At 66.8% G+C, this 13,357-nt stretch carries 12 protein-coding genes and 1 pseudogene; 5 read left to right on the top strand and 8 right to left on the bottom strand.

The genetic code is table 11. The features are described from left to right. Positions 1-301 precede the first annotated feature (301 nt). Both ACWCPQ_RS07900 and ACWCPQ_RS07895 read left to right on the top strand, forming a co-directional pair. Positions 302-2,653: an arylsulfatase gene (locus ACWCPQ_RS07900; RefSeq protein WP_449896231.1), complete on the top strand. Its 2,352-nt coding sequence runs from the start codon at positions 302-304 to the stop codon at positions 2,651-2,653. An 11-nt stretch (positions 2,654-2,664) separates the two neighbouring features. Continuing rightward, a complete protein-coding gene (locus tag ACWCPQ_RS07895; protein WP_449896018.1) occupies positions 2,665-3,594 on the top strand; it encodes a formylglycine-generating enzyme family protein in 930 nt (309 codons plus the stop codon). A gap of 262 nt (positions 3,595-3,856) precedes the next feature. Here ACWCPQ_RS07895 and ACWCPQ_RS07890 read toward each other — a convergent pair. The 3 genes and pseudogenes from ACWCPQ_RS07890 to ACWCPQ_RS07880 all read right to left on the bottom strand — a co-directional run. After that, a pseudogene (locus ACWCPQ_RS07890) lies at positions 3,857-4,393 on the bottom strand (SPFH domain-containing protein); the annotation flags it as partial. A gap of 118 nt (positions 4,394-4,511) precedes the next feature. Beyond that, positions 4,512-5,852: a wax ester/triacylglycerol synthase family O-acyltransferase gene (locus tag ACWCPQ_RS07885; protein ID WP_449896016.1), complete on the bottom strand. Its 1,341-nt coding sequence runs from the start codon at positions 5,850-5,852 to the stop codon at positions 4,512-4,514. Continuing rightward, on the bottom strand, positions 5,849-7,267 hold the full coding sequence (locus tag ACWCPQ_RS07880) for a wax ester/triacylglycerol synthase domain-containing protein (protein ID WP_449896014.1): 1,419 nt from the start codon (positions 7,265-7,267) through the stop codon (positions 5,849-5,851). Before ACWCPQ_RS07880 ends, ACWCPQ_RS07885 begins: the two co-directional genes overlap by 4 nt. A gap of 257 nt (positions 7,268-7,524) precedes the next feature. Here ACWCPQ_RS07880 and ACWCPQ_RS07875 point away from each other — a divergent pair, with 257 nt between their 5' ends. Next, positions 7,525-8,439 carry a universal stress protein gene (locus tag ACWCPQ_RS07875; RefSeq protein WP_449896012.1) on the top strand — a complete coding sequence of 305 codons (915 nt, stop codon included), beginning with the start codon at positions 7,525-7,527 and terminating at the stop codon, positions 8,437-8,439. Positions 8,440-8,534: 95 nt separating this feature from the next. Here the strand turns inward: ACWCPQ_RS07875 and ACWCPQ_RS07870 are convergent, their stop codons facing one another. Further along, positions 8,535-8,843 carry a universal stress protein gene (locus ACWCPQ_RS07870; protein ID WP_449896010.1) on the bottom strand — a complete coding sequence of 103 codons (309 nt, stop codon included), beginning with the start codon at positions 8,841-8,843 and terminating at the stop codon, positions 8,535-8,537. 124 nt (positions 8,844-8,967) lie between these two features. On the opposite strand from ACWCPQ_RS07870, the gene ACWCPQ_RS07865 reads away from it, so the two are divergent. Further along, entirely contained in the window at positions 8,968-9,615 is a 648-nt protein-coding gene (locus ACWCPQ_RS07865; protein ID WP_449896008.1) for a response regulator, read from the top strand. 163 nt (positions 9,616-9,778) lie between these two features. Beyond that, complete coding sequence (locus ACWCPQ_RS07860) at positions 9,779-10,033, top strand: CBS domain-containing protein (protein ID WP_449896006.1); 255 nt, start codon at positions 9,779-9,781, stop codon at positions 10,031-10,033. A gap of 72 nt (positions 10,034-10,105) precedes the next feature. Here ACWCPQ_RS07860 and ACWCPQ_RS07855 read toward each other — a convergent pair whose 3' ends face one another. The 4 genes from ACWCPQ_RS07855 to ACWCPQ_RS07840 form a co-directional block, all read right to left on the bottom strand. After that, positions 10,106-10,513: a DUF302 domain-containing protein gene (locus tag ACWCPQ_RS07855; RefSeq protein WP_449896004.1), complete on the bottom strand. Its 408-nt coding sequence runs from the start codon at positions 10,511-10,513 to the stop codon at positions 10,106-10,108. 28 nt (positions 10,514-10,541) lie between these two features. After that, positions 10,542-10,784: a YgaP family membrane protein gene (locus ACWCPQ_RS07850; RefSeq protein WP_449896002.1), complete on the bottom strand. Its 243-nt coding sequence runs from the start codon at positions 10,782-10,784 to the stop codon at positions 10,542-10,544. A 50-nt stretch (positions 10,785-10,834) separates the two neighbouring features. Then, a complete protein-coding gene (locus ACWCPQ_RS07845; protein ID WP_449896230.1) occupies positions 10,835-11,101 on the bottom strand; it encodes a metal-sensitive transcriptional regulator in 267 nt (88 codons plus the stop codon). 63 nt (positions 11,102-11,164) lie between these two features. Beyond that, positions 11,165-13,237, bottom strand: coding sequence for an MMPL family transporter (locus tag ACWCPQ_RS07840; RefSeq protein WP_449896228.1), 2,073 nt, complete (start codon positions 13,235-13,237; stop codon positions 11,165-11,167). Between the last annotated feature and the right edge of the window lie 120 nt (positions 13,238-13,357).

Raw genomic sequence — 13,357 nt, 5'->3', positions numbered from 1 at the left:
AGGGAGTTCTCCGGGCCCGATTCGGTGAATTCGGCGCCGAGAACATCCCGGGCGGTACCCTTTGTGAGTGTGGGAGGCGTGGATCGCAACCATCCTGGCCCCCGAGTCCGGCAGGAAGCACGGCCACCGCACGTCGACTCGAACAGTCTTCGACTCTCAGCGGTGTCGCCGCAGCTGGGAGTTCCGTTTCAGGCGTTGAGGCTGCATCCGATGGTCAGGTGCGTGGGATATGCGGCGTGGGTCCTGGATCGGCAGGATAGATCACCGGCGAACCGACCGCTCTCCTTTGCGGAGGTGGATGATGGCCAAAGATTTCGAAGGGCATATAGCGCTCGATATCCGTGATTCGGTCGCAGACTGGGCGCCTTTCGCGGAGGCGACCGCGCCGCAAGATGCACCGAATGTGTTGTATCTGGTCTGGGACGATATCGGGATCGGTACCTGGGACTGCTACGGCGGTCTGGTCGAGATGCCGAATATGAAACGCATCGCCGATCGCGGTGTCCAATTCACGCAATTTCATACCACCGCACTGTGCTCCCCCAGCCGTGCCTCGCTGCTGACCGGGCGGAATCCGACTTCGGTCGGTATGGCGACCATCGAAGAGTTCACCGACGGATTCCCCAGCATGTGTGGCCGGATCCCGGACGATACCGCACTGTGCTCGGAGGTCCTCGCCGAGCGCGGATGGAACACATACGCGGTCGGCAAATGGCATATGACGCCCCTGGAAGAGGAAAATCTGGCCGCGTCGAAGCGACATTGGCCGCTGGGGCGCGGATTCGAACGATTCTACGGCTTCCTGGGTGGCGAGGCCGACCAGTGGTATCCGAATCTGGTGTACGACAATCACCCGATCCCGCAGCCGTACACACCGGAGGACGGATATCACCTGTCGAAGGATCTGGCCGACAAGTCGATCGAGTTCGTCCGCGACGCCAAGGTGATCGCCCCCGACAAACCGTGGTTCATGTACTTGTGCCCGGGATGCGGTCACGCGCCGCACCACGTGGCGAAGGAATGGGCCGACAAGTACCGCGGCCGGTTCGATATGGGGTACGAGGAGTACCGCGAGATCGTGCTGGCGAATCAAAAACGCATGGGTCTGGTGCCGGACCACACCGAACTGTCGCCCATGAACCCTTATTCGACCGCGACCAGCGCAGACGGTAAACCGTGGCCGGCGCAGGACACGGTGCGAGCGTGGGATTCCCTGTCGGAGGACGAGAAGCGACTGTTCCGCAGGCAGGCAGAGGTGTTCGCGGGATATCTGTCCTACACCGATGCCCAGATCGGCCGGTTACTCGACTACCTCGAGGACAGCGGCCAACTCGACAACACGATAATCGTCGCTCTCTCGGACAACGGTGCCAGCGGCGAGGGCGGTCCGAACGGATCCGTCAACGAGATGAAATTCTTCAACGGCTATATCGATACGATCGACGACAGCTTGGCAAAGCTCGACGAGTTGGGTTCGCCGACCACCTACAACCACTACAGCATCGGTTGGGCAATGGCGTTCAACACCCCCTACAAGCTGTACAAGCGGTACGCCTCGCACGAAGGCGGCATCGCCGACTCGTGTCTCATGTCGTGGCCGGCCGGGATAGCGGCCCGGGGTGAGGTGCGGCACCAGTACATCAACGTCTGCGATATCACCCCCACCGTCTACGAACTGCTCGATATCACGCCCCCGGATACGGTGAAGAATGTGGCGCAGCGGCCCTTGGAGGGGGTCGGTTTCCGCGCGTTGCTCGATGACGCGAACGCCGACGTCGGCAAGCACACCCAGTTCTATTCGATGCTGGGCACGCGCGGTATCTGGCATCGTGGATGGTTCGCCGACACCGTTCATGCGGCATGCCCCTCCGGCTGGGGACATTTCGACGCCGACCGCTGGGAACTGTTCCATCTCGACCAGGACCGCAGCCAGATTCACGACCTCGCCGAGGTTCATCCCGAGAAATTAGCGGAGATGAAGGCACTGTGGTTCTCGGAGGCCGAGAAGTACAACGGAATGCCGCTCTACGATCTCGATATCGTCTCCGCGATGATGCGAGACCGCCCGACATACGCCAGGTCGCGGGACAGCGCCGTCTACTATCCGGGAATTGCCGAAGTCGGCCCGGGTGCGGCACTCGAGATTCAGGGCCGTTCCTTCGCGCTGCTCGCCGAGACGGCGATCACCGGTCCGGGCGCGGAGGGGGTGCTGTTCGCCCACGGTGGGCGGCTCGGTGGGCACACGCTGTTCCTCCAGGACGGTCATCTGCATTACGTCTACAACTTCCTCGGAGAAGAGGAACAGGCCATCGTCTCCGATCGCCCGGTTCCACTCGGCGACCACGTCCTCGGGATCCGGTACGAACGGCACGGAACTCGGTCCGACAACTTCACCCCCACCGGTGAGGCCGTCCTCTACATCGACGAGGACCCGGTCGGCTCACTCGACGACATGCGAACACAACCCATCGTGTTCTCCGGTGTCGGAGAAGGAGTCCGCGTGGGCCGTGACAGCGGTCAGTCGGTTTCCGCGCGCTACCGGTCACCGTTCCCGTTCACCGGCGGCACTGTGCATCAGGTCATCGAGGACGTGAGCGGCAAACCCTATCGGGACCTGGAAATGGCGGCAGCGGCAGCGTTTTCACGCGATTGAACCGACACCGGATGCCCACCGACGCGCGCCGCGGCATGGTCCGGATACCCGGCGGCGAATTCGCCATGGGTTCGGACGGCTTCTTCCCCGAGGAACGGCCCGTGCACCAGGTGCGGATCGACTCGTTCCGCATCGACCCGCACCCGGTGACCAATGCGGCGTTCCGGCGCTTCGTGAAGCAAACCGGATACCTCACCGTCGCCGAACGCACGCCCGTCGTCGAGGACTACCCGGGCGCGGATCCGGCGGATCTGGCACCCGGGGCTCTGGTATTCCGGCCCCCCGCAGGGCCGGTGGCACTGGACAACTGGCGACGGTGGTGGCGGTATGTTCCCGGCGCGAACTGGCGCCACCCACGCGGACCGGGCAGCACACTCGACGGGCTCGACCGCCACCCGGTCACCCAGGTCGCCTACGACGACGCCGCGGCATACGCGGCCTGGGCCGGCAAACAATTACCGACGGAGGCCGAATGGGAGTACGCGGCACGTGGCGGACTGGACTCGGCCACCTACGTCTGGGGTGACGAGTTCGAACCCACCGGCCGGCGCATGGCCAACATCTGGGTCGGCGCCTTCCCTCGGCAATTCCAGCCGGGTCGCGGGCAGGCGCGCACACCCGGCACCACGGTGGTCGGCACCTACGCGCCCAACGGCTACGGTCTCTCGGACATGACCGGCAACGTGTGGGAATGGACGGCCGACTACTTCCACTCTCACCATCCGGCGCCGACCTGCTGCGCCCCGTTGAAGCCACGCGTCGATACGTCGGAACCCGCACCAGCACTACGCTTTCCACACCATGTCGTCAAGGGCGGCTCATATCTGTGCGCAGCCAACTACTGCCTGCGCTACCGGCCGGCCGCCCGGCAACCACAGACCGAGGACACAGCCACCTGCCACCTCGGCTTCCGCTGCGTCATACGCGACACAGACCCATGAGGCACGCTTTCGGTGTGTTCCGCGACGCGGTGCCCGACGGACGAGGGGTCTGCTGCTCGAGGAGTCGGGCCGGCGCCTGCCCCGGTTCCACGGCGTTTCCGGCATATACTGCCCAGCACCTGTCCCACACGAGCCACGCGAGTCCGGCTACGGCGCGTTTGTTCGAGCTTCGATCACTCTCCGGCGACGGAACCGTAAATCGTCCCTTCGTCGAGCAGCGGTGGGGGTCTCGGCCGGATTCCTGCCGCGTGATGGCTGGGCATCAATCGGTCGTAGGAGCGGCGGCCGCGGTGCTCGCGGCCCCGCTGTGTATCGGTGGGGACACCGGCGATGCCGTCTGCGGTGTCTGAGCGGTGGCGGTCAAGACTCTGGAGGCGGTGGTTTCGCGGGCGAAGAAGGCTCCGATATCGCCGATCGCACTCATCAGCGGTGCTGGGAACACGACGGTGGTGTTCTTGTCGACGCCCAGTTCGAGGAGGGTCTGCGAGTTGCGTAGTTGCAGGGCCAACGGGTGGGCGACCATGGTGTCGGATGACTCGCCCAGTGCTGCGGCGGCCATGGATTCGCCTTCGGCCGCAATAATTTTGGCTCGCTTACCCCCTTCGGCTTCGGCTTGGCGGGCCATGGCCCGTTTCCTGGATCCCGGCAGTTGGATGTCCTTCAGTTCGACGAGGGTGACTTCGACGCCCCACTCCAGAGTGGTGGTGTCGAGGATCTGGCGGATATCGGCATTGATTGTGTCCGTCTCGGCGAGTGCTTGGTCGAGGCTGTGCTGTCCGACGACCTTGCGGAGCATTCGAACTGCCACGCGCGCACGGACCGCACGTGATCCCGCTGCTGGACGCCACTGTGACAAAGGACTTCGGTCCCCGCCCAGGACTGCCGGTAGCCATGGTGTCACCACCGCCCGCTGCGTCTCAGCTCGAAGATGCGGGCGGGCCGCCGCACTCCCCACGGTCGGCGAGTTCTCCGATCGCACGCTCGATACCCGCACCGAGCAGGTCGATATCGCGAGTTGTGTCGTAGTCGCCGGTGATACCGAAGACCAAGCGGTCGTGGTAGCTGAGAACCGCGATCGCGGTCCGCAGCCGCATAGCTATCGGCACCGCCGGCAGCAGATCCAATACTCTGTGGCCGTCGAAGAACAGCTCGCGCCTGGGCCCCGGGACATTGGTCGCCAGGGCGGCGATCCCCTGTTGCGGAAATCGCGCGAGCAAACGCAGCGTCCAGGCCACCGCGCCGAACGGGATCCGGCCCGCCATCGCGAGCACGGCGTGTTCGGAACTCGCGGCGCCACTGGATTTGTGAGCTTTCATCGTCATGTGCACAGTGCGGAGGCGGTCGACGGCGTCGTCCCGATCCACCGGCAGGGACGGCAGAACAGCCGAGACACGGTTGTCCATGAGGTATTTGCCGTGAGCGGAGCGCATGGATACCGGTACCAGGATCCGCAGCTCGTGCCCCGGTTTCTCACCGCGGGCTCGGAGCAGGTCGCGGTAGCCCGCGGTGATGGCGGTCAGTACTACATCGTTGACGGTGACGTGGTATTCCTCTCCGATCGCGGCCACCAACGGTAGAGGCACGGATACCGTGACGTAGCGGCGCTGATCGCCGATGGGCCCGTTGAGCGAGGAAGACTGCCCGGGCCCGGCGACAGCGGCCGCGACGGGGGCAAGGCTGCGTACGGTCCGGAATACGAAGCCGGGAATCGAGGCGGGGAGTTCCAGCAGGCCGGCGAGCGTGGACGGCCGCTTCCGGCGCCGGGGAGGCGGGCTTGCCGCAGGTGCCTGTACTGGATCGCAGAGCTTCTCGAACACTGCGACTCCGGATACCCCGTCGACCAGACTGTGGTGTGCTTTCACGATCAATGCCCAGCGGCCGCCGGCCAGGCCTTCCACGACGACGCAGTGCCACAGCGGCCTGTCGCGGGCGAGCCGTTCTCCCAATTCGCCGGCGATCAGTTCACACAACGTCTCCCGGTCGCCGGGCCGGGGCAGCGCGGTCCAGTGCAGATGGTGGTCCAGGTCGAAACGGGGATCGTCCTCCCAGCGGGGTGTCCTCAGGTCCAGGGGCGCGCGGCGCACGCGCTGCCGCAGCCGAGGCAGGGCCGCCACTCGCTGGTCGAGAGTCGCGCGCAGGGTGTCCCGCGGCGGCGGCGGACCGGCCAGGACGGCGACCACGGCAATACCCAGGGCGACGTGCCGGTCGGCGTCCTCCAACTCGATGAACCCGGTATCGAGAGGGCGTAGTTCGGTCATTGTTTCCCCTGGTGCGGAACGACGGTCACAAGCCCGGTGCCCGGGGTCCGGCTGCCTTCGCCGAAGGTGTGGACGGCCTGGAAACCGACACGGAGGCAGGCGGTGAACTCGGGGAGGTCGGGAACGGCGGCGGTGTCGACAGTTATTCCGACGGAACAGGTTCCGACGTAGGAGATCAGTGTCGCGTTGAACGCGGTGCCGATGGTGGGGCCGAAGGCTCGGATCCGTTCGATCCGTGCGCCGGCCAGGTAGAGCGGGACTGGCGACCCCGGCACATCGGAGGCCACGAAGTCCACATGTTTCAACATCTCGGCGAGAGCACTGCTGGGCAGACGGTTGAATACGGCCGCTACCACATGCGATAGGGGTATGGCCGGTTCGTGGCGCCAGCGGTCGACGAGTTCGTGCACTGTCCACATCGTGTTCAGTACATCGTCGTCGGCGATCGGTATGCCGAAGCGGGCCAATGTGATCCGGTTACCGCCGATCGGATCGCCGGGTTCCCGGAGACTGATGGGGACAGTCACCCGGACCCGATCCACCGCGGCGCCGTGCCGAGCGTGATAGGCCCGCAATCCGAGCAGCAGGCCCGTGAGGAACGCGTCGTTGACGGTGCATCCGGCTCGGTCCGCGGCGGCCGACAACCGATTCAGGGGTATATCGAGGACCGCCGGCCTCCGGCCGAGCCCACGTTCGGTCATCAGCGGCGACAGGGTGGTGGTGATCGGGCGGGCGAGCCGGGCCACCGACGTGGCGAGGGCCGCACCCGCACGCGCGGCGGCGATCGGATCGAGTACCGCGCGGCCCAGGGCCGCCGCGGTCGACAGACCTCCTTTGAGCAGTTCGTAGCCGGTGGCCCAGTTCCAGGCCAGGATGTCGGCGAGCTGTGAGACCGAGGTCTCCGCGCGCTCACGGACCGGATCAGGCTCAGTGCCTTCCCGAGTGAAGTCGAGGATCTCCGCGGCGATCTGCACTCCGCCGAGCCCGTCGGTCAAACTGTGGTGCACCTTGAGCACAGCGGCACAGACACCGTCCGCCGGGCCGGTCAGCAGGGTGAAGGTCCACAGCGGCCGCGCCGGGTCGAACGCCGTCATCGCCTCGATCCGGGCCAATTCCAGCGCGCTCTCCTCGTCGGCCGGCGGTGGCAGCGCCACCCGCCGCAGATGCCAGGAGAGGTCGAAATCCGCGTCGGGTGTCCAACGCGGCGGCGCGAGTCCCAGCGGCGACGCGACCAGCACATGCCGGAACCTGGGAACGAGCCGTGTCCCTCGATCCAGCGTGCGGATCACCCGCTCCCAGTCGGGCGCAGAATCCAGCACGAGAACGGTCACGATCGTGGACCGCAGAACGGGATCGTGCTCCATGCTCCAGGTGAACAGGTCCGCCTGACTCATATGGGAGGAGCGAGATCCCATTGTCGGCCGCCTTCCCGGTCCGGATGATTCGGGCCTCGGGTGTTCTACTCTGCTCCGCACCCGGTGCGGTGAGCAGAGGCGAAGGTCACCGATCTCCGGCGCTGGGCTTGCGCAGGCGGGAGTCGTGCCCTGCTGCCTTTGGGCCCCTGCTTTCGGGACCAACGACCGGCGAGAATTCGTGGTCCGGCCCCCTAGTCTTCCGATAAGGAGCGCTGCACCCGGCAGCCACCGGCGACGAACCGGAGGGACCGATCGTCATGGCCACTCATCGACCGGACCGACCACACCAGCTGGCTTCGGCCGCGGTCGTGGTGGGGACGGACGGCACCGACACCGCTGACCGGGCCGTACGATGGGCCGCGGATACCGCCGCGCAGCGCGGACGTGCATTGCACATCGTGCACGGACTCGATCTGATGGCAGCTTCGGCAGCCCTCGGAATCTACGACGCGGTCGCACCCGGGGTGATCGACACCGTCCGCCGCCGGGGCGAGGCGGCGCTCGATTCGGCGGTGGCGCAGGCGCGCGAGACCGCACCCCGTCTGAGCATCCGCGCCGAACTCTCCGAAGCCGAGCCCACGCGATTGCTCATCGAACGCTCGGCCGACGCGCATATGGTCGCGCTCGGTGGCTCCGGGGACAACGGCAGGTTCACCCATCTCGGGTCCACCCTGCTCGCTGTGACCGCACACGGCCACGGCGCCGTCGTGGTGGTCGGTCGAGACGGCGCCGACCTACGCCCCGGCGCCTACCCGATCGTCGTAGGGGTCGATGGCAGCGCCTGTGGTCAGGCCGCCCTGGGCGCCGCATTCAGCGAAGCCGCCGAACGCCGGGCCCGGCTGATCGCGGTGCATGCCTGGAGCGACCAGCGATTCGGGCGGTTCGCCGGTTACCCGAGCACCATCGCCGACCCCGATATCGCCGCGGCGGCGGAACGTCTGCTGGCAGAACAGCTGACGGGGTGGCAGGAGAAATACCCCGAGGTCGAGGTGATGCGCAAGGTCTACCTGGCCGGCCCCCGGCATCAGCTCATCGAATGGTCGCGGCTGGCGCAGCTGGTGGTCGTCAGCAGCCGCGGTCGGGGTGGATTCCGTAGCCTGCTCTTGGGGTCCACCAGCAACGCGCTGGTCCAGCATGCCCACTGTCCGGTCATGGTCACTCACACCGAATAGCCCGACACCACCACGCCTCTGTCCCGGGCAGGACGCCGGGAAATACCTTGCCCTCTCGGCGGCCTCCGACGTTCGTCTGTATCCCGGGGACGGGGTCACTCTCTGCTCGCGGCACGGACGATGACCATCGGAGTGTCCACGGTATGCGGAAGCACCGGCCGACCGGCCGATACCGCATCCAGCGGGGTGTCGGCGTGGACGACGGCGACGGGGCACCGGGCGTGACGGGTGACCGCGGTGCTCACCGAACCGAGCAGCCCACGCTGGAACGCACCCATACCGCGACTACCGGCAACCAGCATCCGCAGGGAGAACGACCGGCCGATGAGAGCCGCACCGATGAGGACATCTGTCGTCTCGGTGGTGACGGTCGAGTCCGGTAACCGGTACCGCGGGCTCGGCACGCCCACTGTCCGGCCGCGCTGATCCCGGCAGAGGACCTTCGTCCTGGAATCCAGGGCCGACGGACTCAACCGCGCGCCACATCCAGCCGTACGCTTGAACCACCCGCGGCGAAAGAAGCGACAGATGATCAACGTATTCCTCGTCGACGACCACGAGATAGTACGCCGTGGCGTCTCCGAGCTGATCTCGTCGGAAGCCGATCTGGAGGTCGTCGGTGAGGCAGCGAACGCCGCACAAGCCCTCGCCCGGATCCCCGCGCTGCGCCCCGATGTCGCCGTGCTCGATGTCCGGCTGCCCGACGGAAACGGTATCGAACTCTGCCGCGAACTGCTGTCGGCGAATCAGGGATTGCGCTGCCTCATGCTGACCTCGTTCACCGACGAACAGGCCATGCTCGACGCTATCCTGGCCGGAGCCAGCGGTTACGTCGTCAAGGACATCACCAGTCTCGACCTGGCCGAGGCCATCCGTCAGGTCGGCGCCGGCAAATCGCTGCTGGACAACCGCGCTGCCGCCACCCTCATGGCGAAATTCCGGGCCGAAGCCGAAGCGGCGACCGGCCCGCTGGCGAGCCTCACCGACCAGGAACGCACCCTGCTCGCGCTGCTGGGTGAAGGACTGACCAACCGGCAGATCGCCGGCCGGATGTTCCTGGCGGAGAAGACCGTGAAGAACTACGTCTCGCGCCTGCTCACCAAACTCGGTGTCGAACGGCGCACCCAGGCCGCCGTCATCGCCTCGAAGATGACTCTTCCGGACAAGAACGCGTAGGCCGACGAACGGACCGGGCCCGCGTGAATCGACAGGGCCGATGGACCCGTGTTCGCGATGACTCCCGGCCGACCGATGACCCTGGCGCGACCGGGACGCTCGCACAACATCCTCTGACCGAGCCGACGGCAGCGTACTCCCAGTCGTATCCGAGGTGATCACCATGCGTGCACGCCACACTCTCGGTCGGCCCGTGGTCACGGTTCGTCGTGACACTCCGCTCCCGGAGGCGATGCCGCCGCTGACCGCCCACGGCTTCGCCACCCTGCCCGTGGTCGACGACCAGGAGCAGGTGGTGGGCATCCAGTCCCGGTGTGCGCTCGCCACCGTCGCGCTGCTGCTGCGCCGGCGTATCCGGCTACCGAACGACAACCTCGGGCTGCGACCGGGTTTCGCGGACGCCGCAGAACCGTCCTGAAATCGGACCGGTCCCACGGTGCCGCCGCCGGAGCGTCCCGAGTCGGACGTCGACCCACGGATGCCCGGGCGCCTATGGGTGCAGTGAGTCGATGGCAGCCTGGAGTCTGATCGCGGCCTCCGCGGCAATGGGTTGCAGGCCGGGATCATCGGTTACCTGCACCATCAGCTGCGGGTTCATCGCTTCGACGATGACCTCGTCGGAGTCCCGAGACCGGCGGACGACGACGTTACAGGGCAGTAGCAGTCCGATCTGCCGATCGACCTCGACCGCGCGGTGGGCCAGCGGGGGGTTGCAGGCCCCGAGAATCCGGTAGTCCTCCATGTCGTGACCGAGTTTGGCTTTCAACGTCGCCTGCATATCGATTTCGGTGAGCACGCCGAAGCCCTGCGCGGCCAATGCCTCGCGGGTGCTCTCGACCGCATCCTCGAAACCGGTGGTGAGGGTGGTGGACAGTGCCAAGTCGATGGTTTCACTCATGGCGCGGACCTCCTTGTCGATGGGTTGATCAGGTTCGTGGATGCGCGCACGCCGCACGGGCCGGGATCCCGAGGCGGGCCATCAGCAGGGTGGCAGGGCACCAGCCGACCGCGCTGTAGAGCAGTAGATTCGCACCTACCAGCGTGGTCAGCAGCAACCACCACGGTGAGGTCGCCGCCGCCAGGGCGGTGCCGGCCAGGGTGAGGACGCCGGCCAGGAGGGGGACGATCCGGTCGATGGTCCAGTCACGGGACCGCGGCGGACTCTGCATCGTGCGCGCCATCCTTTGTTCTGGGTTACCGGGCCCGCGGTTGCCGCGGGTCAGGCCAGGGCGAGGAACAGTTTTTCCAGTTCTTCGACGGTCATCGGGTTGGTGTCGTCGTCCGCGCGGTCGAGGCATTCCCGCAGACCGGTGGCGACGATCTTGAATCCGGCTCGGTCCAGGGCGCGCGATACCGCCGCGAGCTGGGTGACGACGTCTTTGCAGTCGCGCCCGGCCTCGATCATCGCGATCACCCCGGCCAGTTGGCCGTGGGCGCGCCGCAACCGGTTGAGTACCGGTGCGATGCTGTTCTCGTCGCCGATCATCACATTCTCCTCCTTCTTCCCGACCATCGATAATACCCCACCGGGTATATTCCACGTCGCCCGTCATCTATGTGCGAAGTCGATCGCCGGCAGTACTTTGTTCAGCCACCGGGGTGACCACCACGCGCCATGACCGGACAACCGCAGCAGCACCGGCAGCAGCACGAGCCGGACCACGACGGCATCCAGCAGGACCGCGACACCGAGGATGATGCCCATTTCCTTCGGCGGAAGCGGCTGCGAAAGAGCGAAGGTGAAGAACACCGCCACCATGACCGCCGCGGCCGCGAAGATGACCCGGCCGGAGTGGGCCAGCCCGTCCACCTGCGCGACCTTCGGATCTCCGGAATGCTCGTAGTGTTCTTTCGCGGTCGCCAGCAGGAACACTGTGTAGTCCATCGCGATCGCGAAGATCATCGCGAAGAAGAACACCGGCCCCCACCCGTCCAGGAAGCCCTGCGGGGTGAAACCGAGCAGGCTCGCACCGTGCCCGTCCTGGAAGATCAGCTTGGCCACCCCGAACGCGGCCGCGGTCGACAACAGGCTCACCAGGGTCCCCAGCGCGGCGATCAGCGGGGCCCGCAACGCGACCAGCAACAGCACGAAACCCAAGACGAGAATCACTCCGACGATGATCGGCAGATAGTGGTCCAGGGCACTCTGCAGATCCAGATTCTCCGCGGGGGCACCACCGACCGGAGCCGACATCGGTAGGCGCTCGCGTAGTCCGTCGAGAATCGCCCCCATCCGACTGTCGGACGGATCGACCTCGGGCAGCGCCTGCATCATCACCAGGCCCGAGCCGTCGCCGGCGGACTGCGCGGGCGTGACCATCGCGACGCCGTCGGTGGCGGCCGCGATCCGCGCTGTCTCGGCGGCCTCGCCTGCCGGAGCGATGATCTGCAATGCCCCCGGTGCGCCGGGACCGAGCTGCTGTTGCACCAGCTCGTAGCCTTGCCGCACCGCCGCGTCGGCCGGCACGACCTGGATCGAGGGCATCGCGACCTTCAGGCCCAGCACCGGAAGCGCCAGCCCGATCAGCACGGCGAGCCCGGCGATCGCGAACGGCCACGGATGCGCGTGCAGGATCTCGCCCCACCGCGCGAACCGCGGCGAACGATGCTGCTGACGCTTCGCATACGGCAGCGCCGCGGCGTCGATCCGGCTGCCGAGAGCACCCAGCGCAGCGGGCAACAGGGTCAGTGTCGCCGCGAGGACGAAGATCACCGCCAGCATGATTCCCACCGCCATGGTCCGCACCGCGGGCGCAGGCACCAGCAGCACGGCCGAAAGGCTCACCAGCACCGTCAGCCCGGACAGCACCACCGCCTTCCCGGCGGTGTCCATGGTCTCGGCGACCGCCGCCCGGGTAGTCGCCGCCTTGGTCAGCGCGTCCCGGAAGCGGGCGACGATGAACAGGGCGTAGTCGATACCCAGGGCCAGCGCGAACATCATCGCGAAATTCATCGCCCACACCGAGATGGGCGTGACCTGGTTCAGCAACACCAGCCCCCCGGCCGACGCCACCAGCCCGGCAACGGTCAGCAGGAGCGGCAGCCCGGCGGCCACCAACGAACCGAACGCCAGGACCATGATCGCCAGTGTGACCGGCCAGGAGAACAATTCGGCCTTGATCATCGCGTCGTGGTTGGCCCGGTTGAAATCACTCCACAGCGCCGACGCCCCGGTCGGATAGACCTCCACCCCGTCGCCCGACAGCGCGGTCAGCGCCGCCTTGTGATCGTCCACCGCGCGCACCATATCGTCGGTGGAGGCGTTCGCGCCCGCGATGAGGATACCGGTGTGCCCGTCGGGACTGATCGTCATCCCGGGCTGCGGTGGCACCATGCTGCCGAAACGACTGTCTCCGGAGAATTCGGCGGTGACCTCCGCCAGTACCCGCTGCATCTGCGGACTGTCCACGGTCTCGGTGTCGGAATGCAGGACCACCTGCACCGCCGCCGACGAGTTACCGCCGAAGTGCTGCTGGGCGAGTTCGCGCACCTGCACCGATTCCGACCCGTCAGCCTGCCACCCGGCCCCGGCCAGCGAGGTGAACACGCTCGGCGCCGCCGCGCCGAGAGCGACCAGCACAATCAGCCATACAGCGAACACCCGACGGGCGTGCCCGGCCATGGTCGCACCCAGCCGCGACAGCGGTCCGCCCACTGCCCGGCCGGTATCCCGGTTTCCGGTGATCGTCTCCGTCACTGCCTACCTCCGCCTTCACGGGTCGCTCCTTTGATACCCCCTGGG

The sequence above is a fragment of the Nocardia sp. NPDC001965 genome, from assembly GCF_053594175.1.
The sequence above is the reverse complement of the archived record's forward strand: the minus strand, read 5'-3'. Positions and strand labels throughout refer to the sequence as shown.

Excerpts from the sequence above, each read along its gene's own strand:
- ACWCPQ_RS07900 (WP_449896231.1), top strand. The coding sequence starts at position 302 with ATGGCCAAAGATTTCGAAGGGCATATAGCGCTCGATATCCGTGATTCG.
- ACWCPQ_RS07895 (WP_449896018.1), top strand. The coding sequence starts at position 2,665 with ATGCCCACCGACGCGCGCCGCGGCATGGTCCGGATACCCGGCGGCGAA.
- ACWCPQ_RS07885 (WP_449896016.1), bottom strand. The coding sequence starts at position 5,852 with ATGACCGAACTACGCCCTCTCGATACCGGGTTCATCGAGTTGGAGGAC.
- ACWCPQ_RS07880 (WP_449896014.1), bottom strand. The coding sequence starts at position 7,267 with ATGGGATCTCGCTCCTCCCATATGAGTCAGGCGGACCTGTTCACCTGG.
- ACWCPQ_RS07875 (WP_449896012.1), top strand. The coding sequence starts at position 7,525 with ATGGCCACTCATCGACCGGACCGACCACACCAGCTGGCTTCGGCCGCG.
- ACWCPQ_RS07865 (WP_449896008.1), top strand. The coding sequence starts at position 8,968 with ATGATCAACGTATTCCTCGTCGACGACCACGAGATAGTACGCCGTGGC.
- ACWCPQ_RS07860 (WP_449896006.1), top strand. The coding sequence starts at position 9,779 with ATGCGTGCACGCCACACTCTCGGTCGGCCCGTGGTCACGGTTCGTCGT.
- ACWCPQ_RS07855 (WP_449896004.1), bottom strand. The coding sequence starts at position 10,513 with ATGAGTGAAACCATCGACTTGGCACTGTCCACCACCCTCACCACCGGT.
- ACWCPQ_RS07850 (WP_449896002.1), bottom strand. The coding sequence starts at position 10,784 with ATGCAGAGTCCGCCGCGGTCCCGTGACTGGACCATCGACCGGATCGTC.
- ACWCPQ_RS07845 (WP_449896230.1), bottom strand. The coding sequence starts at position 11,101 with ATGATCGGCGACGAGAACAGCATCGCACCGGTACTCAACCGGTTGCGG.
- ACWCPQ_RS07840 (WP_449896228.1), bottom strand. The coding sequence starts at position 13,237 with ATGGCCGGGCACGCCCGTCGGGTGTTCGCTGTATGGCTGATTGTGCTG.